Source organism: Pseudomonas sp. S3_B08 (assembly GCF_054667725.1).
Genome location: NZ_CP162750.1, coordinates 1,008,296 through 1,030,145, shown reverse-complemented (window position 1 = coordinate 1,030,145; position 21,850 = coordinate 1,008,296). Strand labels below are relative to the sequence as shown.

Genomic DNA, 21,850 nt, shown 5'->3' with positions numbered 1-21,850 from the left:
GGTCACGTGGGTTGGGATGAGCCAGTACAAGATCCGATCCAGGCCATTCAATGACGAACGCCTGCCTTACAGCGGCAGGAGCCTTGCGGCCAACCGGAAAACCGAACCAGAGTGACTGGGATTCAAATCGGAAAAATTCGCACGCCGACCGCTTCGGGACTGAAGGTCATCCGAAGCCTGAGAACGCTTGAGCCCGGCATGCTAGCACAGATGAGCGGTCGCTTACGTCCTGATTTGGCAGAAGGTCAAATGTCCGTTTTTATGCCAAAGTGCTGAACTTGATCGGCCTTTGCGCCCTCAGATAACAAGACATTGACCCACAAGGAGCATCCTCGCATGCGTCTGAAAAGCTTATTCGCCCTCGTCGCACCCGTCGTTCTGCTGCTGCCACTGAGCGCCCATGCCGACTGGCCGAAAGGCGAGCGCGAGAAGTACATGGCCCAGTGCACTGAGGCTGCAACCCAGCAAATCGGTGCTGCCGCGGCGAAATCCCACTGCGCTTGCGGAGCTGACGCCATCAAGTCCTATCCGGCCAGCGACATTCAGGCGCTGATGGACAACAAGGCGACGCCTGAATTGCAAAAGAAAGCCCTTGGCCAGATCACCAAATGCAAGGCAAATACCGCCCCGAAAAAATAAGAAAACCGGTCATTAACATCGGCTGAAAGGCGGAAAAAAGTGCTGGAAATGAGGCTTTTCAGACGATTTATGCAGGTTTTACAGGTTTTTTTATCGTCTTTACGTTTCGCTGAAAGCCTTTCAAACCGGGGCTTTCAGCGCAACCAGGTGGTAAAGAAAACACGACTGATTGGCAAACAGCACGTCCGGGGGGCTACCAAAGCGAACATTTCGACTATGATACCCGGGTGTGCCCAGTTGGCCTGAGCAGCACAGCACTACTGAAAATATATGTTTCTTGGAGATACACCATGTCTAATCGCCAAACCGGCACCGTTAAATGGTTCAACGATGAAAAAGGCTTCGGCTTCATCACTCCTCAAGGTGGCGGTGACGACCTGTTCGTACACTTCAAAGCTATCGAATCCGACGGTTTCAAAAGCCTGAAAGAAGGCCAGACCGTCTCTTTCGTGGCTGAGAAAGGCCAAAAGGGTATGCAAGCTGCACAGGTTCGCCCAGAGTAATTTCTCGGCGCACTAAAAAAACCCCGTCCTGGTGACGGGGTTTTTTATGCCTGACACAAAAGGACTCAGCCGCAGTTGACGCGAGTAACTACCAGGTTGTTATCGGTGTTCAGGTTCAGGCGATCGGAGCGGTATTCCAGGGTGATCATGTCGTTCGGCTTGAGGAAACGCGCATTTTGCGCCCCAGCCTTGGCACGCGCCTGATCCAGCAACTCAGGGGATGCCTTCTTGCCGATGGCAAATTGCGCTGCCGATGCTTCGCAGCGGCTATTTCCTGATTCAGCCGCCACGGGCTCCTTTGCCGACTCGCTGGAGGTTGTGCTGCAACCAGCCAACAGAGCAGCGGCCATAAGTGCACCCAGTGTCGCGAACTTCAAAGGCATGAAGCCTCCTTGTTTTCAAATGTTTAAGCAGAGATCGTGCGACCGCCAATGCGGCGTTTGGTTTCAAGGCTCAAGCCATGCCCTGCCCCACGAGCGGAAAAATGCCGAGTGTGCCTGAGCCGCCCTGTCCGGCTCATCAAACATTCGTGACTGAATATTAACGACCTCAATAAACGTCGATGTAGTCGTAGGGCGGATTCGGCCAGTTGTCTTTGAGTGCGTTGAAAATCTGCATCACCCAGACTTCATCGCTGGCTGCGACGTTACCCACATAGCCCGACCCCTTCGCCCAGGTTTCCAGGCGAAACAGCAGACCCTCGATATCCTGCCCACCGGTCACCGTAGACAGATAGGCAATGCCATCTTTGGTCACGCGCAATTGGTTGTGCACGTCGTCACTGCCCGAGGCAAGCAATTGGCGCACTGCTTCGAGTGTGAGGCCGTCAGGGGTATTCAGATCAATCTGCACAGCGGGGTCCTTTGCAAGCCGGAAAAGACCAAGTGTCGCATAGCGCTCCGCTCATGCCTAAGTCGCAGTGCCAAATGCCGCACAAAATGGTTAACTCGAAAACAGACATCCTGACCTTTCGAGCCTCCCATGACCAGTGTAAGCATCGACGCCGCCATCAACGCCAAATGGGCCGAAGGACACAGCTCTTACAGCCCCGGCACGACGGAAGAATTGGCGCTGATCGGCATTGATTTACTGGTCAAGGAGTTGGGGATAGAAGCGGCGCAGCATTTTATCAATCAGGTATTCGAACGCTATCCGATCAGCCAGGCTGAACAGCCGCAGTGAAAACCCGCAGGCAAACCGCCTGCGGGTTGACGAATTATTTCAGGCGTTTCAGGCGCTCGGTCAGCAGATCAAAGAATCCCTGGGCGTCGCCATTTTCGACCCAGAATGCATTCTTCGGTGCTTTCAGGCCGTCATACCAGTCAACAATGGTCTGGCCGAATGTCGGTCCTTCACGGCTATCCACCACGACGTTGACCGCCCGACCGGTAAACAACTCAGGCTTGAGCAGATACGCCACAACCGTCGCGTCATGCACCGGGCCACCGGGAATGCCGTAGTGCTCCATATCGCCCTTGATGTATTCGTTGAGAATGTCGCCGACGATCTTGCTCGCATTGTTGTTCAGCGCGGCGATCTGCTTCAGGCGTGCATCGCTGGTCAGGACCTTGTGGGTCACGTCCAGCGGCAGATAGGTGAGTTTCACCCCGCTCTTGAGCACCACCTCGGCAGCCTGCGGATCGGCGAACAAGTTGAATTCAGCCACAGGGGTGATGTTGCCACCGTTGAAATGCGCCCCGCCCATGATCACCACTTCCTTGATGCCCTGAACGATTTCCGGCTCCTGGATCAATGCCAGAGCCAGGTTGGTCTGCGGACCGAGCATGGCAATGGTGATGCTGTGCGGTTTGGCCGATTTAAGAGTGTCGATCAGATAATTGACCGCATTGCCTTTCGCCAAGCCTTTCTTCGGTTCGTGAACCGTGACGCCTGACAAACCTTCCTTGCCATGAATGTTCTCGGCGTAGATCGGCGTGCGCATCAGCGGCTTCGGTGCGCCAGCGTAAACCGGCACGTCTTCGCGCCCTGCCCATTCGCGAGCGAGTCGCGCGTTACGCGAAGTCTTGTCCAGGCGCACGTTGCCGGCGACAGTCGTTAACGCGCGGATATTCAATTCATCCGGCGACGCCAGCGCGAAGAGCAAAGCGACAACGTCGTCAGCGCCTGGATCGGTGTCGATGATCAAATCGATTTTTTCAGCGGCCTGAACGCCGGTCGCAGTTATCACAGACAAAAGCAGCAGACCCCGAAGCATTTGATGGAGTTTTTCAGCATAGCGTTGCATAGCGCATTCCTTGTGCAGGTGATATCGGAAATCAGAATGTAACCCCGGCGACCAGAACGATGTTGCAGTACGGCTGACATTCTCCTGTACGAATGATCGCCCTGGCTTGTCGGCTAAGCACCTTGAACTGCTCGTGGGTGAGCAGATCCCTACGGCCCAGCGCGCCCTCTTCGTTCAACGCGTCCAGATCGGCCAGCGCCGTGGGTTGTTTGTCGAAGATCTCTTTGGCCAGCACATGGCTCTCGACCTGCATCTCGCTGAGTACAACTTTCAGCGTGCTGACGAAATCAGGGATGCCATGGGTCAGTGCCAGATCAATCAACTCGACACCCGGTGGCACGGGCAAACCGGCATCGCCAATCACGACCATGTCACCGTGGCCAAGAGAAGCGATCAGTCGCGACAGCGCGACGTTAAGCAGAGGAGTCTTTTTCATGCGGGTTTGAACGCCTGTACTTCGGACATGGTTGGAATCGACGGTTGCGCACCGGCGCGGGTAACCGACAGTGCAGCGGCGATCTGCCCGTAGCGAATCGCCTCGGCCTCAGACTTGCCATCGGCCAGCGCTGCGGCAAAACCGCCGACGAAAGTGTCGCCCGCCGCCGTGGTATCGACCGCCTTCACGGCCGGCGCGGGGAAATGTTCGAAGCCGTTGCCGTTGGCGAACAATGAGCCTTGCGCGCCTAACGTGACGATGACTTTGCCCGCGCCCATGGCAATCAACTGAGTGGCAGCCGTTTCTGCCGACTGCAGCGAGTCGACAGCGAGCCCGCTCAATGCGGCGGCTTCGCTTTCGTTGGGAATCAGATAGTCGATGGCGGCAAACCAGTCAGCCGGCAAAGGACGGCTGGCCGGCGCCGGGTTGAGGATGACGGTTTTGCCCAGCTCACGCGCACGCTTGAGCGCATGTCCGACCGTCGCATCGGGAATCTCGAGCTGACAGATCACTACATCGGCGGCCTGTAAAACCGCATCAAAACGGTCGATCACTGCCGGCGTCATCGCGCCGTTGGCACCGGCGACAATCACGATGGCGTTCTGGCTGTTGTCATCCACCACAATCAGCGCTACGCCACTGGAATCCTCTACGACACTGACAGCCTCGCAGTCGATGTGCTCGGCGAGCAAGGCATCACGCAATCGCACACCGTAGTCGTCATTTCCGACGCAACCGATCATCGCCACCTTAGCGCCCAAGCGCGCAGCAGCAACCGCCTGATTGGCGCCCTTGCCGCCAGACACCGTGGCAAAGGAATGACCGATCAGCGTTTCACCGCCGCGCGGCAGCCGCGGGGCCCGGGTGACCAGGTCCATGTTCAGGCTGCCTATTACCACTACATTTGCTGGCATACATCACTACTCATCAATTCGGTTTCAGCGATATTCGGTGAACACGCCGGACAGCGGCGCGGTCGATTCGCGCAGGACAATGCTCGGGGTCACGATGCGTTGATCGGTGCCCGAATCCGGCGCAGCAATTCTGCGCAACAGCACTTCGGCGGCCATCTCGCCCAGTTGCAGGATCGACTGGCCGACCGTGGTCAGCGCCGGATAGACATAACGGCTCATCTGAATGTCATCGAAGCCGATCACCGACAGCTCGGCCGGTACCCGGACATTACGTTCAGCCGCCGCACGCAGCACACCGATGCCAATCATGTCGTTGCCGGCAAAAATCGCGCTCGGGGGATTGCTTTCGAGCAGCCGGGCAGCGGCGTTGTAACCGCCGGTGCTGGTGAAGTCGCTTTCGAGCATACGCTCCTCGCGCACCTCGATTCCCGCCTCTTGCAGCGCTCGGCAATAACCGGCCTGACGCATTTGCGCCACGCTGGTACTGGCCGGACCGCCGATGGTGGCGATGTCGCGATGCCCCAACTCGAGCAGGTGACGGGTTGCCAGATAAGCGCCGTATTCGTGGTCGATGCGCACCAGATCGGCATTTACACCCTCCAGGCCTCGGTCGACGATGACCATCGGCGTCTTCACGCCCGCCAGCCCTTGCGCCAGACCACTGTCACCGCCGGCGGAGGCGACGATCAAACCGTCGATGCGTTTTTCCAGCAACACGCGCAGATAACTGCGCTGCTTGTCCGGATTGTCGTCGGAGTTACAGAGGATCACGCAGTAACCGTTGCGCTCGCAGTAATCCTCGATTCCGCGCGCCAATTCAGCGAAGTACGGGTTGAGGCTGTTAGGCACCAGCAGGCCGATGGTCGCCGTGGTTTTGGCTTTCAGCGAGCGCGCCACGGCACTGGGAACGTAGTCGAGGCTCTTGATCGCCGCCTCGACTTTGCGCCGCACTTCCTGACTCACCGGGCGGGTGTTATTAACCACGTGCGACACGGTGGTGTAGGAAATACCCGCAAGCGCCGCTACATCCTTGATCGTTGCCATGGTTCAGCCCCGGCGACTGGCGCGTTGACTGCGATAGGTGTCGAGCACCACGGCGATAACAATTACCGCACCGGTGATGATGCGCTTGGTCGGCTCCGTCGCACCAATCTGTGCGAGTCCGGCCGCGAGCACGGAAATGATCAGCACGCCAAAGAAAGTACTGATTACCGAACCGCGTCCACCCATCAGGCTGGTACCACCGATAACCACCGCCGCGATCACTTGCAGTTCCAGGCCCGAACCTGCGTTCGGGTCAGCCGCTTCCAGGCGCGAAATCTGAAACAGAGCGGCAATGCCCGCCAGCAGGCCCATAAGGCTGAACACCAGAATCTTGTAGGGCTTGGGATTGATCCCGGCCAGCCGCACGGCTTCTTCGTTGGTGCCGATGCCGATCAGGTAGCGGCCGAAAACAGTGCGGGTCAAAACTGCCTGCGCGATGAAGATCACCAGCAAAGCGATGATGAACGAGGGTGAAATACCGAACGCGATCGGATTCGACAGCCAGGCGAACGCATCGCCGATGTACGCAGTCCGCGACCCGGTCATCTGATACGCCACACCGCGGGCCATTTCCAGCACGCCGAGGGAGACGATGAACGACGGAATCCGCCAGGCCACGGTGATCGAGCCAGTGATGGTCCCGGCCAGCGCCGCCACCGCCATGCCGAGCAGCGCCGCTGGCAAAACGCTCCAGCCCCAGCCGAGAATCGCAACGCTTACCGTCGATGCGGCCAACGCCAGCACCGAGCCGACGGACAAATCGATGCCGCCGATGATCAGCACAAAGGTCATGCCCACCGCCAGCACCATCAAGTCGGGAATCTGGTTGGCCAGGGTGCTGAAAGTGTTGTACGAGAGGAAATGGCTGCTCAGAACCGAGAACAGCGCAATCATCGCCAGCAAGGCACCGGCCAGGCCCAGATATGTGCCCAGGCCGAAGAAATTGCCACTACGTTTACTGGCAGAAGATGCAGTTTTCATGGGAGATCCCTAGGCGCTGCCTCATTGAGCAACGCATCACGTTTTTGGTAGCCGGCGAATGCGGCGGCAAGCAAATCATCCTGGGTCCAGCTGTCGCGCTCGAAGGTGTCGATCAGACGCCCCGCCGAAAGCACGCCGATCCGGTCGCAGATCAGCATCAACTCGCGCAAGTCACTGGACACCACCACCAACGCCTTGCCCTGACGGGTCAACTCACCGAGCAAACCGTAAATATCGAACTTGGCGCCGACATCAATCCCGCGAGTCGGCTCGTCGAACAGCAGCACCGAACAGTCGCGCTCCAGCCAGCGACCGATCACGACCTTCTGCTGATTGCCGCCGGACAGTTCCGAAACCAACTGCGTCGGGCTCGAGCTGCGGATGCGCATGGCTTCGATCTGACGCTCCGCCAGGGAGATTTCGTCGCCGTTGTTGACGAAACCGCCACTGGAGATTTCCGGCATGTTACCCAGGGCGATGTTGGCGCTGATCGACTGACTGAGCAGCAGCCCTTCGCCCTTGCGATCCTCGGTGATCAACGCGATGCCATTGCGTACGGCATCGACTGGCGAGCGAACACTCACGACCTTGGCCGGGGAGCCGAGCGCGATGGTGCCGCTGTCGGCAGCATCGGCACCGAATATCAGCCGCAGCAATTCCGTGCGCCCTGCCCCGATCAATCCGGAAATGCCGAAGATCTCCCCGGCACGCACCTCAAAAGAGACGTCGCGGACTTTGTCAGAGCGGGTCAGGCCTTTGACCGTCAACGCCGGAGCGCCGATCTTGCGCGGCCCCATGTCGATGTGTTCACCCAGTTCGCGACCGACCATCAAGGTGACCAGTTGCTCGCTGTTGTAGTTGGCCATCGGCTCGACGCAGACCAGGTTGCCGTCACGCAGCACGGCAATACGCTGCGCCACCCGCGCCAGTTCTTCGAGACGGTGAGAGATATAGATGATGGAAACGCCGCGGGCCTGCAATCGGCTGATCTGCTCGAAGAGCATTTCGACTTCGCGCGCCGTGAGCATCGCGGTCGGCTCGTCAAGGATCAGCACATGGCAGTCGCCGATCAGGTTGCGCGCGATTTCAACCATCTGCTGATGGCCGATACCGAGTTCGCCGACCAGCGTGTCCGGATCGATCGCATCGAGGCCGACTTGCGCCATGGCTTCGATCGCGGCCTTGCGCAACTGCTTGCGGCTGATCCAGCCCGCGCTGCTCGGCAGATTATCCAGAAAGAGGTTTTCCGCCACCGACAGCGTCGGCAACAGATTGAGTTCTTGCATGACCATGCGCACGCCAAGCTCTTCGGCCTGGGTACGGCTGCCCGGACGATAATCCTTGCCGTGGAATTGCATCTGGCCGGTAGTGGGTGTGACCAGACCGCCAATGATCTTCGACAGGGTACTTTTGCCGGCACCATTTTCGCCGGTCAGCGCCAGTACTTCACCGCGCATCAGCGTCAGATCGATGCCGGTGAGCACCGGTTGCGCATAGGTCTTGCCGATACCGCTGACCGAGAGGACAGCGTTCGGGGCGGAAACTGACATAGAAATCTCCATGCGCTCGCCCGGACGGACGAGCGCCGTTGTGTCGCCAAATGACTTACTGGGTGACCAGCTCGACCGGTGTTTCGATCACGCCGTTGGCACCGCTGTCGACTTTCTCGCCTTTGATGATCTTCAGCGCGGTTTCGATGCCGAACACGGCCTGCTTGGCTGCAAACTGATCAGCCGTCGCCAGCACGCGGCCGTCCTTGAGCATTGGCTTGATGGCATTGATATTGTCGTAACCGACGACTTTCACCTGCCCTGCCTTACCAGCGGCACGGACTGCGGAAACGGCACCGACCGCCATGCTGTCGTTACCGGCCAGCAGTGCTTTGACATCCGGGTATTCACTGAGGATCGAAGCCGCAACCTTGTTGCCCTTGTCGATTTCCCAGTCACCGGACTGCAGCGAGACCACTTTGATCTGCGCGGCTTCCATCGCGTCCTTGAAACCGGCCGTGCGCGCCTGCGCGTTGGTGGTGGTGGACACGCCTTCGATGATGCCGACCTCGTCGCCCGCCTTCAGTTGCTTGGCCAGATATTCGCCAACCAGACGTGCACCCTTGCGGTTGTCCGGACCTACGAACGGCACGTTGATGTTCTTGCTTTTGACCACGGCGGGATCAAGCTGGTTGTCGATGTTGATCACCGTGATACCGGCGTCTACGGCCTTCTTGATCACAGGCACCATGGCCTTGGAGTCAGAAGGCGCGATCACCAGTGCATTCACCTTGGCCAGGATCATCTGTTCGACGATGCGAGTCTGGCCGGCAGTGTCGGTTTCGTCCTTGATACCGTTGGAGATCAGATCGAAATCGGCGGAGTGTTCTTTCTGGTAGGCCTTGGCGCCGTCTTCCATGGTCAGGAAGAATTCGTTGGCCAAGGATTTCATGACCAGCGCGACTTTGGGCTTTTCTGCAGATTCGGCGAACGCCGAGGAGACAGGTAGTGCGGCGGCTGTGGCAGCCAGCATAGCGACAGCAAGAAGACGTGCGGCGAATGGCAGCTTCATGGGTTCACTCCGATCTTATGATTATTGTGAGCAACGTTTGCGCTGACGTAAGCTACGTCACGACTCCGGGAGCAGATGCCCTTCCAAGTCGCGCAAACGTTTGCGTAGACCGAACTATGAGAATCCCGCTGACATTTGTCAACAATCAGAAATCGTCTTTTGTTGTAGGCCGAATCGCTGAGTCGGCCATCAGACGCTTCAGGCGGTCGTGTTGACCAGGCCACCGCTGGTAGCGCTTTTCGACATCTCCTTGACCAACGCACCCGCCACTTCTGCCAGTGCGGCGCTGGTTTGCGCGATCTGGCCCTGAATCGACATCACTGCCTGGGACTTCGCTTCGGGAGTCGGATAGCTTGCAGCCTGAGCCGCAGCCAGTTGCTGTTGCTGCTCCTGAAGTTGCTTCTGCAATTCCTTCATCCGCTTGAGCAACGTCTTGACGGTGATGCTGAGATTGCTGTCAGCCTCGGTTTCACTGTTTTCCTGCACAGGCCCGCCACCGGTTCTGACCTGATTCTTCTCAGTCTTTTCGGTACCCAGCGCCTGCGCCGAAGTCTCATTGGTCGCATCGTTCAGGCTGTTGATCGTCGCTGCAGTTTTACCGCCAATGGTGACTGCAGCGGGATTGGCAAAACCGACCGTCAGTGACATGTGAACTCCTAAGATTTGGTTTCCTTGAGGACGCATCGGCCTGAGAGCACATTTCTTTAGCGGGGATTTGTCACCCGCCTGGCTTTTCAGAGATTGCCTATCGGCGAGCCGAACACGAATCCGCCTGTCGTTCGGAATCCCGGATGGATGGATCCTCAACGATGCTCCAGCCCTCGACAAATATTGATTTAAATCATTGGGTTAAACATTTTCCGCCAGCACATTACGCATGGTATGAATCCTGCTCCCGTCCTTGCACCTCGAGCATTCAGATCGGCTTGGGGCGCATCTAGATGAACCTGCATCAGCACCGTCTCACGACTAGAGAGAAAAATAATGAAATCTGCTTTCAATACTTTGATTCCGGGCGCATTGGCCCTCCTCCTGCTCCTGCCTGCTGCCCTTCAGGCAAAAGAAGCCGAAACCCAGACGAAACTGGCCAACGTCGTCGTCCTCGCCACAGGCGGCACCATCGCTGGCGCCGGCGCCAGTGCTGCCAACAGCGCCACTTATCAGGCAGCGAAAGTCGGTATCGAACAACTGATTGCCGGCATTCCCGAGTTGAGCAAACTGGCTAACGTGCGTGGCGAACAAGTCATGCAGATCGCTTCGGAAAGCATCACCAACGACAACCTGCTGCAATTGGGTCGTCGCGTTTCCGAACTGGCTGACAGCAAGGACGTGGACGGCATCGTTATCACCCACGGCACCGACACCCTCGAAGAAACCGCTTACTTCCTGAACCTTGTCGAGAAGACCGACAAGCCGATCATCGTCGTAGGTTCGATGCGTCCGGGCACTGCCATGTCGGCAGACGGCATGCTTAACCTGTACAACGCCGTCGCCGTGGCGAGCAGCAAAGAAGCACGCGGCAAAGGTGTGCTGGTGACCATGAACGACGAGATCCAGTCCGGTCGCGACGTCAGCAAAATGATCAACATCAAGACCGAAGCATTCGAAAGCGCCTGGGGTCCGCTGGGCATGGTGGTCGAAGGCAAATCCTACTGGTTCCGCCTGCCGGCCAAGCGTCACACCATGGATTCGGAATTCGACATCAAGGACATCAAGAGCCTGCCTGACGTAGAAATTGCCTACTCCTACGGCAACGTCAGCGATACCGCCTACAAGGCACTGGCTCAAGCCGGCGCCAAAGCCATCATCCACGCCGGCACTGGCAACGGTTCGGTATCCTCTCGCGTGGTTCCATCCCTGCAAGCCCTGCGCAAGGATGGCGTGCAGATCATTCGCTCGTCCCACGTCAACGCCGGCGGCTTTGTCCTGCGTAACGCCGAACAGCCCGACGACAAATACGACTGGGTTGTCGCTCACGACCTGAACCCGCAGAAAGCCCGCATCCTGGCGATGGTTGCACTGACCAAGACCAACGACAGCAAAGAGCTGCAACGGATGTTCTGGGAATACTGATTGAACATCGCCTGATCACTTCTCGATCGGGCAATTGCGCATCACCTGTCAGCTTGGCAGGTGGTGCCCCGCTTACACCCTTCCAATACTTTTCCCACAAAAATCTCGACAAGTCCTACACCAAAATCGGAAACCCGCTGTCAGAGGATTTTCTTGAATTTTAAGCAGTTGCGAAATCGCTTACAGTTAAATACTGTATGCACGTACAGCTTAATAAGGATAACCTCGTGGCCACCTCTCCTGCTGCTCCTGACGCTTATGAACGCATGGGTATGCGCGTTCAGAAAATCATCAATTCCCCCACCGCCCAAAAAGCCAAAGCCGCACTGATTTTCCGTCTGCCGGATGAGCCGATGGACGACTGGGAGCGCTTGCTCGAGGAAATCGACGAGAACGACAACGTCACCCTCGCCTATCGCGATGACGGTGGCGTGCAGATTTTTTGGGTTGTGCCGAAGGAAGATTGATTCAATGAGTGTCCGCTGTGTTGCTTTGCTGTTGTTGTTTTTCGCCGTGGGCGCCCAGGCTGGCGCCCCACGTACATTTTCCGAAGCCAAGAAAGCCGCATGGAAACTTTATGCGCCGCAGTCCACGGAGTTCTACTGCGGCTGCAAGTACACCGGCAACCGCGTCGATCTCAAGGCTTGCGGCTATGTGCCGCGCAAGAACGCCAAGCGTGCATCGAGGATCGAGTGGGAGCACATCGTGCCGGCGTGGCAGATCGGGCATCAGCGGCAGTGCTGGCAGCAAGGCGGACGCAAGAATTGCACGCGTTACGATCCGGTTTATCAAAAGGCCGAAGCTGACCTGCACAACCTGGTACCGAGCATCGGTGAGGTCAACGGTGATCGCAGCAACTTCAGCTACGGCTGGTTGCCGGTGCAGTCCGGTCAGTATGGATCCTGCCTGACCCAGGTCGACTTCAAAGCGAAGAAAGTCATGCCCCGCCCTTCGATTCGCGGCATGATCGCCCGCACGTATTTTTATATGAGCAAACAATACGGACTGCGCCTGTCGAAGCAGGATCGGCAGTTGTACGAGGCGTGGGACAAGACCTATCCAGTGCAGGACTGGGAACGTCAGCGCAACCAGAGCGTGGCGTGCGTGATGGGGCGTGGCAACGAGTTTGTCGGCTCGGTAAATCTGAAAGCCTGCGGCTGATCGCAGCACAAATAAAAAGGCCTCGAGCGTTATGCTCGAGGCCTTTTTCATGTCTGGCGTTCAATCTGTTTGAAGGCGCTACGCTTATGGCGTGAGCGGATGCTCAATCACCACCGATTCGATATTTTGTTTCTTGGCTTTAACCAGCGCTGCATCGACCTGCACCTTTCGCGCCTCGGCGTCAGCCTGGGAATTGAACGGACCGATCAGAATTCGTGTTTTACCGCTGCCGTCCTTGACGACCGTCGGAACGAAAGCGTGCTCGATCAACCAGCCGCTCAGGTCACTGACGGCCTGAGGGGTCTCGCCACGCACTTCCAGATCCCACTGTGGCGCGGCGGCCGCCGGCGCTGCCGCGACCTTTGTCTCAGGCTTGGGCGCATCTACACTCTTGCCTTCACCGCAGCCTGCCAATGCCAGTGCCGCTACCAGCCAAACCAATTTGCGCACAACGCTTTCCTCGGAATTCACAAAGCGGCGATCTTATCATTCATAAATACTTCGCGAGCCCCGCAAAATGGGCACAAAACAACGAGAATGATGATTGCAGCCTCTGTATAGTTACGCCCTGGGAATTAATGCCGCATCTGCGCGTCAGAAAGAGGCACCCAAACCGTGAGACTTCGCACTAATCTATAGATACCACCGACCTCTGCACTGTCTGAATCAGGTGCCCTACAAAGCAATCAAGGAGAAGACCATGCTGATACTCACCCGCAAAGTCGGTGAAAGCATAAACATTGGTGATGACATCACGATCACCATCCTCGGAGTCAGCGGCCAACAGGTTCGCATCGGCATCAACGCTCCGAAAAACGTGGCAGTGCACCGTGAAGAAATTTACCAACGCATTCAGGCCGGCCTGACCGCTCCGGACAAGCCGCAAACGCCCTGAGCCACTTTGCATTACGTAGCCAGTCCCTTTGCCCCCGCGCAAGACTGGCTAAAGATTCACGCGCCGTTTAGCCATCCGCATTTCACCCCGCTGGGCACGGCGCCTGAAGCATGCTGACTCCTTTCACTTGCCCCTCCCTCCTTTCTTACGCCGATATTACCTTTCACTCCTGGAGCTGGCTGTCGGACGTTTCCGATAGAGCACGGCGAATTTCGCCTTCTAAGCGAATATCACGCCACGCGCCATGCCTGTCGCCGCGACCATCATCAGGATCAGCAGCAGCGCTTCAACATGACTGATTCGCGCGTACAACTTCGCACGCCCGGCTTCAGGCGCTACCCCGCGCGACGATGCGATGCGCCATTTGATCAGCGTGATCATCGGTGCAAGCTCCATCAGTAGTATCAGCAAGAACAGCGTCATCTTCAGATGAAACAGCGGCTGATGCAGGTAATAGTCGGAGGCTTTCTCGTAACCACCAAATGCGCGCATCGCTCCGGTAATAAGCAGCGTCAAAGCTGAAAGCCCCAGAGGTTATCCGCGAGCAGCACGCGCTTGAGCTCTCCCGTGCCCGCCGAGAGCTGGCTGAACGCTGTGCCGCGCGTCAGTACCGCCCAGAAAGCCAAGGCAAACGCGAATAGATGAACAGCCGCAAGGATCCACTGACTCAGCATCGACGCACCCCCTTACAAAGAGTTGAAAATCGGCCAGTCAGTAGTAGACGAAAAAGCGGGGCCTCGCTTGGAGCTGACGGCGAGACAGATGCCAAACGCCAAAACGCAGGCAAAAAAAATCCCAAGCAGCTGATGGAAGCTTGGGATTTAAAAATGCATAAACCGTGGTGGTGAACGCGGAACGGATGTTACTTAAATTCCCAATATGCAACAAGGCTTTTTCGATAACCGGTTGGAGAAAAATAGCTGTAAGCCTTTGGATATTCAGGTGTTTTCAACAACAAAATGGTAGAAAACGCACCAAAATGGCGCTTGATCACTTTGCCCAAATAGTAATGAATGGAGAGCTGATCAGAGCGAAGTGGAAATGACCGGGAACAAGCGTTGCGCAAATCGCAGACAACAAAAAAGGGCTCACCTTTCGGTGAGCCCTTCCAGACCGCCCAGCAGAGCGGATTTTGTTTGGTAGGCGCGATTGGACTCGAACCAACGACCCCCACCATGTCAAGGTGGTGCTCTAACCAACTGAGCTACGTGCCTGCTGTGAGGCGGCATTCTACGGAATTCCGGAGGGGTGTCAACACCTTTTTTTCACCTAACCCTATGAATATGCAAAATATTTAATTTCGCCTCAGCGACGAAGATTTTTCGGTAGCTGGCGGAGGTTTTTCAACTCGGGTAGGATCGACGCACTCGTAAAATATATTAAACAGAGGCGGCAGGATGGCGAACAACCAATACCCAGAGTCTTATTACGCTGCGTCGGCCAATGCCGTACCACCACGCCCTGTGCTGCAGGATGATGTGGAGACGGACGTCTGTGTGATCGGCGCCGGGTATACCGGGCTGTCGTCCGCCCTGTTCCTATTGGAGAACGGTTTTCGCGTAACCGTGCTGGAAGCGGCGAAAGTCGGTTTTGGCGCTTCAGGCCGAAACGGTGGGCAGATCGTCAACAGCTATAGCCGCGACATTGATGTCATCGAACGCACGGTCGGCCCCAAGCAGGCGCAACTGCTCGGCGAAATGGCCTTTGAAGGCGGCCGGATCATTCGCGAGCGTGTGGCCAGATACAACATCCAGTGCGACCTGAAAGACGGCGGTGTATTCGCCGCCCTTTCCGCCAAACAAATGGGCCACCTGGAATCGCAAAAGCGCCTGTGGGAACGCTTCGGCCACACCCAGCTGGAATTGATGGATCAACGCCGCATCCGTGAAGTGGTGGGTTGCGATCAATACGTCGGTGGCATGCTCGATATGAGCGGCGGCCACATCCATCCGCTGAATCTGGCGCTCGGTGAAGCAGCGGCAGTCGAGTCTCTCGGCGGCACCATCTATGAGCAATCACCTGCCGTGCGCATCGAGCGCGGGGCCAATCCGGTTGTGCATACACCGCAAGGCAAGGTCAGGGCCAGGTTCATCATCGTCGCCGGCAACGCCTATCTTGGTAATCTGGTGCCCGAGCTGGCGGCCAAATCGATGCCGTGCGGTACCCAGGTGATCACCACCGAGCCGCTGGGCGATGAGCTGGCGAAGGCGCTTTTGCCGCAGGATTACTGCGTGGAGGATTGCAACTATCTGCTCGACTACTATCGCCTGACCGCCGACAAACGCTTGATCTTCGGTGGCGGCGTGGTTTACGGCGCTCGCGATCCGGCGAACATCGAAGCGATCATTCGCCCGAAGATGCTCAAAGCTTTCCCGCAACTCAAGGAGGTGAAGATCGACTACGCCTGGACCGGCAACTTCCTGCTGACCCTTTCGCGCTTACCGCAGGTCGGGCGCCTGGGCGACAACATCTACTACTCGCAGGGCTGCAGCGGTCACGGCGTCACCTACACGCATCTGGCTGGCAAAGTCCTCGCCGAAGCATTGCGCGGTCAGGCCGAGCGCTTCGATGCCTTTGCCGACCTGCCCCACTACCCCTTCCCCGGCGGGCAATTGCTGCGCACACCGTTTGCCGCGCTGGGGGCCTGGTATTACGGGCTGCGCGATAAGTACGGTCTATAAACACCATTGTGGCGAGGGGATTTATCCCCGCTGGGGGTGCGAAGCGCCCCCTCTTGAGCAGGAGGGGACTGCTACGCAGTCCAACGGGGATAAATCCCCTCGCCACAGTAGATTCAGCAAGGCTTAGGATCAGAGCTGATCCCGAGCGATCCCGCTGCGAATCCGCAGGATATCCGCCAGCACCGCCAGCGCAATTTCCGCCGGGGTCTTGCTGCCGAGGTTGAGGCCGATCGGCGCATGAATCCGCGCCAGCTCCGCCTCGCTCAAACCACCAATGCGACGCAAGCGCTCAAAGCGTTTTTGCGATGTCTGCAGCGACCCCATCACACCGATGTAAAACGCCTTGGTGCGCACCGCCTCCATCATCGCCAGATCATCGATACGCGGATCGTGGGTCAACGCCACTACCGCCGTATCGCGATGACAACCACCGTCGGCAATAAACACCGAAGGCAACTGCCGACGGATTTCCACGCCATTGAGCACCACACCTTCCAGCACCTCCTCGCGCGGATCGCAGAGAATCACTTCGAAGCCAAGTCCTACCGCGAACTCGGCACAGACCTGCGCCACACTGGAGTAGCCGGCGAGCAACAAGCGCTGTGCTGCACCGATACGGATGCGCACCCGATCAATCTCACGCTCGATCCGCGCACCCTGCTCGCGGTCAGCGAAAAGAGTGCGCGCACCGCTGGCCAGATCAACTTCGCGAAGCAGACGACGCTGCCCCAGCAGCGCCGATTCCAGTTCACGCAGGTGCGCCTGCACCGCGCAGTCGGCGTCAAGTTTCTCAACCAGCACATCAAGAATGCCACCGCAAGGCAGACTGACCCGCGAGCGCGGATCATCGCCTTCGCCGTAACGCACGACGCTTACTGCTTGGAGAAACGCACCTTCGGCAACGCGCTGAAGAAAATCCTCCTCAACGCAACCGCCCGACAGCGAACCGATCCACTGCCCGCCTTCGTTCACCGCGAGCAGCGAACTCGGCGCGCGCGGTGCCGAGCCGTAAGTGGTCAGCACCGTGCACAGCCAGATTCGCTGCCCGGCCACCGACCATTCCAGCGCCTTACGCACCACTTGCAGATCGAGATGCTGCATATCAGTGGGCCTTGTGCTCGACGCTCGGCGCGTCGGCTTGCAGCTTCTGCACTTCACTTACTGCCAGCTCAGCGCTCTGGCCGCCCCAACCCTGACGCAGGTAGTTGAGCAGATCGGTCAATTGCTCAGGACTGAGCTTTTCAGCAAACCCCGGCATCGGCTGCATGCGCTCGAACCCGGAGAACTTCTGTTCGCCGATGCCGTCCTCGATCACTCGCAACAGGTTGCGCGGATCTTCCAGACGCAACGTGGTGTTGCCGCGCATGGCCACTGCGATGTGCGGTTTGCCTTCACCGCCAGCCGCGTGACAACCGGCGCAGACGTTCAGATATTCCTGACGGCCGCGCTGAGCACTCGCGCTGAGCTTGTCCAGCGGTACTTCGACGAGCTCTTTGGCTGGTGGCGGTTGCTCGCCAAGCAGGAACGTCGCCATTGCCGCCAGATCAGCATCGCTCAGACCTTGAGTGCTGTTGTGAAACACCGGGAACATTTCGTTGAACATCGTTCCTTGCGCGCTCATGCCATGCTTCAGAAACGTGCTCAGATCCTGCTGATTCCAGCCGCGCGCGGCCAGGTCGGTGGCCAGCAGGCTCGGCGCGAGATAACCATTGAGAATGCCGCCGGTCATGCGCTTGTCCATTTGCATCGCGCCCGGCAGGCCACGTGGCGTGTGGCATTCACCGCAATGGCCGAGGACGTCGACCATATACTGGCCACGCTTCCACGCCGCACTTTTGCCTTCGGCGGGCTCCAGCTTGACGTCTTTGCCGTAGAGCATGTTCCAGCCGGTCAGGCCCAGACGCACATTGAACGGAAAGCTCAGGCTGGTCACCGGCGCGGCGCGTTCGATCGGCTCGATGGTTTTCAGATACGCGTGAATCGCATCGGAATCGGCGCGCGGCATCAGGTGATACGAGGTGTACGGCATCGCCGGATACAGATTCGCACCGTCGCGCCGTTTGCCTTCGGTCAGCGCAGCGAAGAACTCGTCATCGTTGTACAGACCGATGCCGTGCTCTTTGCTCGGGGTGATGTTGGTGCCGTAGATCGTGCCGAATGGCGAGACGATCGGCAGGCCGCCGGCATAGGGCGCGCCACCGGGTGCGGTGTGACAAGCCATGCAATCAGCGGCGCGGGCGAGGTATTCGCCGCGCTTGATCTGATCGTCGGCGTGGACCGCCAAAAGCGGCGCAGCCAGTCCGACCGCAAAAGTCAGGCGGGTCAGTAAACGCTTCATGCTCAACCCTCCTTGACCAGACCAAGATCGGTCAGCACGTTGCGCGTGGCGTTGTAATAACGCACGTACCCGGTGCAGCGGCAGACGTGATGACCGAGACTGTCCTCGATCACCTGTTCCAGCTGACTTTTGACAATCGGCTGGCGCTGCAGCTTCTCGACCAACACCGTCGCGGCGTTGACGAAGCCTGGCGCGCAGTAGCTGCACTGGAAGGCGAACTCGTCGACAAAGCGCTGCTGAATCGGATTGAGCTCGGTGACCTGGCCCTGCTCGTCGCGAGTGGCGTGGCCTTCGATGGTGCGGACTTTCTTGCCCTCGAAGTAGTGCGCGCCGGTGATGCAGGTGCGCACTTCTTCGCTGGTACCGTCGGGGTTATCGACGATCACCACGCAGGCGTGGCAGATCCCCTGACCGCAGCCCAGCCGCGAGCCGGTGAGGTTTTTGTATTCGTGCAGGTAGTCGATCATCGGCAGGTCATCAGGGATGTCCACCGGGCCGACGGATTGACCATTGAGGGTCAGTTGAAGCGGACGGTTAGCCATTGAGGGCCTCCTTGATGCGCGCAGCGGTGATAGGCAAGTCACGAACACGTTTACCGATGGCGTGCGCCACGGCGTTACCGATGGCACCGACAATCGGGATCATCACCACTTCGGCGATGCCCTTGGACGGATCGCTCGGCGACAGCGGCGGCAGAATCTCCGCAGTCTGCTTCCACACGGCAACGTGACGGGCCATCGGCAGACGATAACGGTTGAAGTTCCAGTCACCCTCCCCCGGCCCGCCTTCGTACAACGGCATTTCTTCCATCAGCGCATGACCAATACCCATGGCGATACCGCCTTCGAGCTGGCCCTTGACCAACTCTTCAACCAACACGCGCCCGCACTCGATCCAAGAATGGTGGTTGAGCACCTGAACCTCCGCCGAGCCTTTGTTGACCTTCAGCTCGACCAACGTGGCGACCGGGCTGTAATAGGTCACGGCAGCGTTGTTCAACTGGACTACCGGGTAGTTGACGTTCTGCCGATCAAGCAAGTGGAAGCCGGCGCTGTTCATCTGCGCTTTCTTCGCTTGTGGCGCGCCATCGCCGTATTTCACCGCCAGACCGTCGAGCGGCAAGCGCTCGCGCACGCCGTCGATGCTGTATTCGGCTTCGGCCCAGCTCCAACGGTTGAAACCGTGCACCGTGGCGCCCGTCACCAGCCCGCGTTCGTGGGCGCGCTTGGCCAGCTCTTCGAAACTCAGCGGCTGCATGCCGTTGGCGGTCAGCTTGCCGTCGACCCAATGTGCATCTTCGCGACGCACCACGTAAGGGTTGGCCTGGCCGCCGTACGGCCCCTGACGCCATATCTCCAGCGCCGCGGGCCACAAACCATGGTTGAACAGCACGCGCGCGGCCTCACGGGTTGCATGGCTGAAGTAATAGGCGGAGTTGGTCGCCGAAGACGCCGACGCCAGCTTGCCGACCCAGCGCGGGTTGCGCAGCAGATTATCCTGCTCGGCCTGACTCATGATGTACGGGTTGCCGCTGGTGATCAGCTGCATTTCCTGCCACTCGGTTTCTCCGGTCTTCACATCATGCGCCGGGCTGCCGAGGAAATCGGCGACGACCAAGGCTTGCGAAGTGGACATGCCGGTGCCGATTTCGATACCGATATGGCGCAGGGTGATGCGCCCGTCAGCGGTGAATTCGATGCTGGCCATCGGTGCTTCGGAGCCGGTACCGAAGTCTTTCTGGCAAATGGCGAAACCGACGCCGTACCAGTTATCCGGGTCTGCCGCTTCACGTTGTTGCTTGATCGTGTCACGGTTTTTCCAGACTTCGTGCACCGAGGCCTTGTCGAGAATTTCGTGCAGGCGCAGTGCACCGGCCGGGATTGCGCCCTGGGTGTTTTTCATGCCGGACCGCAGTGCATTCCTGCGGCGCAAATCGATGGCGTCGACACCCAGACGATTAGCGATTTCGTCGACCATCATTTCGGTCGCCGCCATGCTTTGCAGGGTGCCGTAACCGCGCATCGAACCCGCTTCGACTGCGCGCGAGTGATAGGCGGTGACCTGCAGATCGTTCTGCGGCATGTAGTAGATCGACTGCGCAGCCGTGGCGCCAACCGCTGCCACCGATGGGCTGTAGTTGACCCGACCGCCGCCGTCGACGCTCATTTCCGCGCGGAAAATCTTGAAGGTGTAGTCATTCTTGTCCACGGCCAACTGGTAGCGGATGTCGAACGGGTGACGCTTGATGCCGCTCTGGAATTGCTCATAGCGGTCGTTGGCCAGACGCACCGGCACACCGGCGCCGTACAGCGCGGCCAGGGCTGCATAGTAGACAAAAATGTTGTGGTCTTTGGAGCCATACCCGACGGTATAGCCCGGATGCATGTTCAGGTTGGCCAGGCCGAAACGCGACGGCCCGATCATCTTCGCTGTCTCGGTCGCGACTTCCAGCGGGCACTGGGTCGCCACGACGAAATGCAGGGTTTTGGTTTTCGGGTCGTACCAGCCGTTGCCGTTGTCCGGCTCAAGGGCGGCCGGTTCGATCGACGGCGTCTTGTAGCGCTCATCGAACACCAGCCAGTTGTCTGGCGGCGTGTCGATCTCCTGCTTCATGCGATCGGCGTAGAACAGACCGCGCTCGGTGAGGTTGCCATGCAGGTTCGGCGATGCATTCCACACTGGACGGCGGTTCTTCAGCATCGGGAACAGAATCGAATCCTTGAGGCTGGCGAACTCGTCTTCATCCGCCGAGGTCGCGCCACCGACGCGCACATAGCGGAAGCTGCCGTAGGGATCACCTTCGTAGAACGGCACTTTGGCGCCGTAACGAATCGCTTTGTCATTGAATTTGAGTTGGTTCTTGGCCCGACGGAAACGCTCGAAATCGTTCCAGATCAGGATCGCCACCGGGTGACCGATGAACATCGGCACCTTGCCTTCGGGCAGCAATGGATCAGGCGCGTGCTCTTCGGGGAAGTGGATACCGTCCTTGTCCAGATCGGCAGCGGTGACGATGCGGTCCGGCTGCAGATCGGCGCCGAGCCACGACAGGTCGTAACCTGCGTAGATATGGTCGGCCTTGATGGTTTTCAGCAGCATCGCGTGGCCCTGTTGCTCGGGCCAGCCAGGCATGTCCTTGGCGCGGATGTCGCGGGCAAACACCTTGCTGCCGCAGACCTTGGACAAGGCATCGTTGCGTTGACGGGCCTTGCCGTTATTGCCGAGCCATTTCTCGGACGGCACGGTGACGCTGTTTTCCATCAAGGCAGCCAGCGCCTGACTGCTGAGCGGCGTAAGCGTAACGCTCACACCCGCCACCAGCCCGCCCTGGAGGAACGAGCGCCGGGATATTTCACGGTTGGACATGGATCATCCTCT

Annotated in this window: 23 protein-coding genes, 1 tRNA gene and 1 pseudogene; 8 read left to right on the top strand and 17 right to left on the bottom strand. The window is 58.4% G+C overall.

What is annotated here, in order from left to right; translation table 11 throughout:
• The first annotated feature begins 336 nt into the window (after positions 1–336).
• Both AB4N73_RS04710 and AB4N73_RS04705 read left to right on the top strand, forming a co-directional pair.
• On the top strand, positions 337–639 hold the full coding sequence (locus AB4N73_RS04710) for a hypothetical protein (protein ID WP_056784441.1): 303 nt from the start codon (positions 337–339) through the stop codon (positions 637–639).
• Positions 640–929: 290 nt separating this feature from the next.
• Positions 930–1,142 carry a cold-shock protein gene (locus AB4N73_RS04705; protein ID WP_003179963.1) on the top strand — a complete coding sequence of 71 codons (213 nt, stop codon included), beginning with the start codon at positions 930–932 and terminating at the stop codon, positions 1,140–1,142.
• A 65-nt stretch (positions 1,143–1,207) separates the two neighbouring features.
• On the opposite strand, the gene AB4N73_RS04700 is transcribed toward AB4N73_RS04705, so the two are convergent.
• The gene (locus AB4N73_RS04700) at positions 1,208–1,525 is read right to left on the bottom strand and encodes an I78 family peptidase inhibitor (RefSeq protein ID WP_016774047.1); all 318 of its coding nucleotides are present in this window, start codon (positions 1,523–1,525) and stop codon (positions 1,208–1,210) included.
• Positions 1,526–1,691: 166 nt separating this feature from the next.
• Entirely contained in the window at positions 1,692–1,994 is a 303-nt protein-coding gene (locus tag AB4N73_RS04695) for a hypothetical protein (RefSeq protein WP_056784439.1), read from the bottom strand.
• Between the two features lie 129 nt (positions 1,995–2,123).
• Here AB4N73_RS04695 and AB4N73_RS04690 point away from each other — a divergent pair, with 129 nt between their 5' ends.
• Positions 2,124–2,324, top strand: coding sequence for a hypothetical protein (locus tag AB4N73_RS04690; protein WP_056784436.1), 201 nt, complete (start codon positions 2,124–2,126; stop codon positions 2,322–2,324).
• 34 nt (positions 2,325–2,358) lie between these two features.
• On the opposite strand, the gene AB4N73_RS04685 is transcribed toward AB4N73_RS04690, so the two are convergent.
• The 8 genes from AB4N73_RS04685 to AB4N73_RS04650 form a co-directional block, all read right to left on the bottom strand.
• Positions 2,359–3,387, bottom strand: coding sequence for a nucleoside hydrolase (locus AB4N73_RS04685; protein ID WP_460142984.1), 1,029 nt, complete (start codon positions 3,385–3,387; stop codon positions 2,359–2,361).
• Positions 3,388–3,418: 31 nt separating this feature from the next.
• On the bottom strand, positions 3,419–3,823 hold the full coding sequence (rbsD, locus tag AB4N73_RS04680) for a D-ribose pyranase (RefSeq protein WP_041478553.1): 405 nt from the start codon (positions 3,821–3,823) through the stop codon (positions 3,419–3,421).
• The gene (gene rbsK, locus AB4N73_RS04675) at positions 3,820–4,737 is read right to left on the bottom strand and encodes a ribokinase (RefSeq protein ID WP_041478552.1); all 918 of its coding nucleotides are present in this window, start codon (positions 4,735–4,737) and stop codon (positions 3,820–3,822) included. Before rbsK ends, rbsD begins: the two co-directional genes overlap by 4 nt.
• Positions 4,738–4,761: 24 nt before the next feature.
• On the bottom strand, positions 4,762–5,781 hold the full coding sequence (locus AB4N73_RS04670; protein WP_071171731.1) for a LacI family DNA-binding transcriptional regulator: 1,020 nt from the start codon (positions 5,779–5,781) through the stop codon (positions 4,762–4,764).
• 3 nt (positions 5,782–5,784) lie between these two features.
• On the bottom strand, positions 5,785–6,762 hold the full coding sequence (locus tag AB4N73_RS04665) for an ABC transporter permease (protein WP_016774040.1): 978 nt from the start codon (positions 6,760–6,762) through the stop codon (positions 5,785–5,787).
• Entirely contained in the window at positions 6,759–8,312 is a 1,554-nt protein-coding gene (locus tag AB4N73_RS04660; protein ID WP_305382606.1) for a sugar ABC transporter ATP-binding protein, read from the bottom strand. The genes AB4N73_RS04665 and AB4N73_RS04660 overlap by 4 nt, the downstream gene beginning before the upstream one ends.
• Before the next feature lie 55 nt (positions 8,313–8,367).
• A complete protein-coding gene (locus AB4N73_RS04655) occupies positions 8,368–9,324 on the bottom strand; it encodes a sugar ABC transporter substrate-binding protein (protein ID WP_024012403.1) in 957 nt (318 codons plus the stop codon).
• 198 nt (positions 9,325–9,522) lie between these two features.
• Complete coding sequence (locus AB4N73_RS04650) at positions 9,523–9,972, bottom strand: hypothetical protein (protein ID WP_041478549.1); 450 nt, start codon at positions 9,970–9,972, stop codon at positions 9,523–9,525.
• A 336-nt stretch (positions 9,973–10,308) separates the two neighbouring features.
• On the opposite strand from AB4N73_RS04650, the gene AB4N73_RS04645 reads away from it, so the two are divergent.
• The 3 genes from AB4N73_RS04645 (at position 10,309) to AB4N73_RS04635 (ending at position 12,558) form a co-directional block, all read left to right on the top strand.
• Positions 10,309–11,397 (top strand): asparaginase, encoded by a 1,089-nt coding sequence (locus tag AB4N73_RS04645; protein ID WP_460142983.1) that lies wholly within the window; start codon positions 10,309–10,311, stop codon positions 11,395–11,397.
• Positions 11,398–11,594: 197 nt separating this feature from the next.
• On the top strand, positions 11,595–11,864 hold the full coding sequence (locus tag AB4N73_RS04640; protein ID WP_016774035.1) for a DUF1654 domain-containing protein: 270 nt from the start codon (positions 11,595–11,597) through the stop codon (positions 11,862–11,864).
• A gap of 4 nt (positions 11,865–11,868) precedes the next feature.
• The gene (locus AB4N73_RS04635) at positions 11,869–12,558 is read left to right on the top strand and encodes an endonuclease (protein ID WP_041478547.1); all 690 of its coding nucleotides are present in this window, start codon (positions 11,869–11,871) and stop codon (positions 12,556–12,558) included.
• Between the two features lie 84 nt (positions 12,559–12,642).
• Here the strand turns inward: AB4N73_RS04635 and AB4N73_RS04630 are convergent, their stop codons facing one another.
• A complete protein-coding gene (locus AB4N73_RS04630; RefSeq protein WP_056784413.1) occupies positions 12,643–13,008 on the bottom strand; it encodes an SPOR domain-containing protein in 366 nt (121 codons plus the stop codon).
• 250 nt (positions 13,009–13,258) lie between these two features.
• Here AB4N73_RS04630 and csrA point away from each other — a divergent pair, with 250 nt between their 5' ends.
• On the top strand, positions 13,259–13,453 hold the full coding sequence (csrA, locus tag AB4N73_RS04625) for a carbon storage regulator CsrA (protein WP_003179932.1): 195 nt from the start codon (positions 13,259–13,261) through the stop codon (positions 13,451–13,453).
• A gap of 219 nt (positions 13,454–13,672) precedes the next feature.
• On the opposite strand, the pseudogene AB4N73_RS04620 reads toward csrA, so the two are convergent.
• A pseudogene (locus tag AB4N73_RS04620) lies at positions 13,673–14,127 on the bottom strand (DUF2214 family protein).
• 463 nt (positions 14,128–14,590) lie between these two features.
• A tRNA-Val gene (locus AB4N73_RS04615) sits at positions 14,591–14,667 on the bottom strand.
• 183 nt (positions 14,668–14,850) lie between these two features.
• On the opposite strand from AB4N73_RS04615, the gene AB4N73_RS04610 reads away from it, so the two are divergent.
• Entirely contained in the window at positions 14,851–16,134 is a 1,284-nt protein-coding gene (locus tag AB4N73_RS04610; protein WP_460142982.1) for an NAD(P)/FAD-dependent oxidoreductase, read from the top strand.
• A 129-nt stretch (positions 16,135–16,263) separates the two neighbouring features.
• Here the strand turns inward: AB4N73_RS04610 and AB4N73_RS04605 are convergent, their stop codons facing one another.
• From AB4N73_RS04605 to AB4N73_RS04590, 4 genes are read right to left on the bottom strand one after another with little or no spacing between them, the layout of a single operon-like run.
• Positions 16,264–17,235 carry an XdhC family protein gene (locus tag AB4N73_RS04605; protein WP_460142981.1) on the bottom strand — a complete coding sequence of 324 codons (972 nt, stop codon included), beginning with the start codon at positions 17,233–17,235 and terminating at the stop codon, positions 16,264–16,266.
• A 1-nt stretch (position 17,236) separates the two neighbouring features.
• Positions 17,237–18,472, bottom strand: a complete 1,236-nt coding sequence (locus AB4N73_RS04600; protein WP_460142980.1) for a c-type cytochrome — start codon at positions 18,470–18,472, stop codon at positions 17,237–17,239.
• A gap of 2 nt (positions 18,473–18,474) precedes the next feature.
• Positions 18,475–19,014: a (2Fe-2S)-binding protein gene (locus tag AB4N73_RS04595; protein WP_016773947.1), complete on the bottom strand. Its 540-nt coding sequence runs from the start codon at positions 19,012–19,014 to the stop codon at positions 18,475–18,477.
• The gene (locus tag AB4N73_RS04590) at positions 19,007–21,838 is read right to left on the bottom strand and encodes a xanthine dehydrogenase family protein molybdopterin-binding subunit (RefSeq protein ID WP_056784400.1); all 2,832 of its coding nucleotides are present in this window, start codon (positions 21,836–21,838) and stop codon (positions 19,007–19,009) included. Before AB4N73_RS04590 ends, AB4N73_RS04595 begins: the two co-directional genes overlap by 8 nt.
• Between the last annotated feature and the right edge of the window lie 12 nt (positions 21,839–21,850).

Excerpts from the sequence above, each read along its gene's own strand:
- AB4N73_RS04600 (WP_460142980.1), bottom strand. The coding sequence starts at position 18,472 with ATGAAGCGTTTACTGACCCGCCTGACTTTTGCGGTCGGACTGGCTGCG.
- AB4N73_RS04685 (WP_460142984.1), bottom strand. The coding sequence starts at position 3,387 with ATGCAACGCTATGCTGAAAAACTCCATCAAATGCTTCGGGGTCTGCTG.
- csrA (WP_003179932.1), top strand. The coding sequence starts at position 13,259 with ATGCTGATACTCACCCGCAAAGTCGGTGAAAGCATAAACATTGGTGAT.
- AB4N73_RS04595 (WP_016773947.1), bottom strand. The coding sequence starts at position 19,014 with ATGGCTAACCGTCCGCTTCAACTGACCCTCAATGGTCAATCCGTCGGC.
- AB4N73_RS04650 (WP_041478549.1), bottom strand. The coding sequence starts at position 9,972 with ATGTCACTGACGGTCGGTTTTGCCAATCCCGCTGCAGTCACCATTGGC.
- AB4N73_RS04710 (WP_056784441.1), top strand. The coding sequence starts at position 337 with ATGCGTCTGAAAAGCTTATTCGCCCTCGTCGCACCCGTCGTTCTGCTG.
- AB4N73_RS04655 (WP_024012403.1), bottom strand. The coding sequence starts at position 9,324 with ATGAAGCTGCCATTCGCCGCACGTCTTCTTGCTGTCGCTATGCTGGCT.
- AB4N73_RS04590 (WP_056784400.1), bottom strand. The coding sequence starts at position 21,838 with ATGTCCAACCGTGAAATATCCCGGCGCTCGTTCCTCCAGGGCGGGCTG.
- AB4N73_RS04670 (WP_071171731.1), bottom strand. The coding sequence starts at position 5,781 with ATGGCAACGATCAAGGATGTAGCGGCGCTTGCGGGTATTTCCTACACC.
- AB4N73_RS04640 (WP_016774035.1), top strand. The coding sequence starts at position 11,595 with ATGCACGTACAGCTTAATAAGGATAACCTCGTGGCCACCTCTCCTGCT.
- AB4N73_RS04700 (WP_016774047.1), bottom strand. The coding sequence starts at position 1,525 with ATGCCTTTGAAGTTCGCGACACTGGGTGCACTTATGGCCGCTGCTCTG.
- AB4N73_RS04660 (WP_305382606.1), bottom strand. The coding sequence starts at position 8,312 with ATGTCAGTTTCCGCCCCGAACGCTGTCCTCTCGGTCAGCGGTATCGGC.
- AB4N73_RS04610 (WP_460142982.1), top strand. The coding sequence starts at position 14,851 with ATGGCGAACAACCAATACCCAGAGTCTTATTACGCTGCGTCGGCCAAT.
- AB4N73_RS04645 (WP_460142983.1), top strand. The coding sequence starts at position 10,309 with ATGAAATCTGCTTTCAATACTTTGATTCCGGGCGCATTGGCCCTCCTC.
- AB4N73_RS04690 (WP_056784436.1), top strand. The coding sequence starts at position 2,124 with ATGACCAGTGTAAGCATCGACGCCGCCATCAACGCCAAATGGGCCGAA.
- rbsK (WP_041478552.1), bottom strand. The coding sequence starts at position 4,737 with ATGCCAGCAAATGTAGTGGTAATAGGCAGCCTGAACATGGACCTGGTC.
- AB4N73_RS04635 (WP_041478547.1), top strand. The coding sequence starts at position 11,869 with ATGAGTGTCCGCTGTGTTGCTTTGCTGTTGTTGTTTTTCGCCGTGGGC.
- AB4N73_RS04665 (WP_016774040.1), bottom strand. The coding sequence starts at position 6,762 with ATGAAAACTGCATCTTCTGCCAGTAAACGTAGTGGCAATTTCTTCGGC.
- AB4N73_RS04705 (WP_003179963.1), top strand. The coding sequence starts at position 930 with ATGTCTAATCGCCAAACCGGCACCGTTAAATGGTTCAACGATGAAAAA.
- AB4N73_RS04605 (WP_460142981.1), bottom strand. The coding sequence starts at position 17,235 with ATGCAGCATCTCGATCTGCAAGTGGTGCGTAAGGCGCTGGAATGGTCG.
- rbsD (WP_041478553.1), bottom strand. The coding sequence starts at position 3,823 with ATGAAAAAGACTCCTCTGCTTAACGTCGCGCTGTCGCGACTGATCGCT.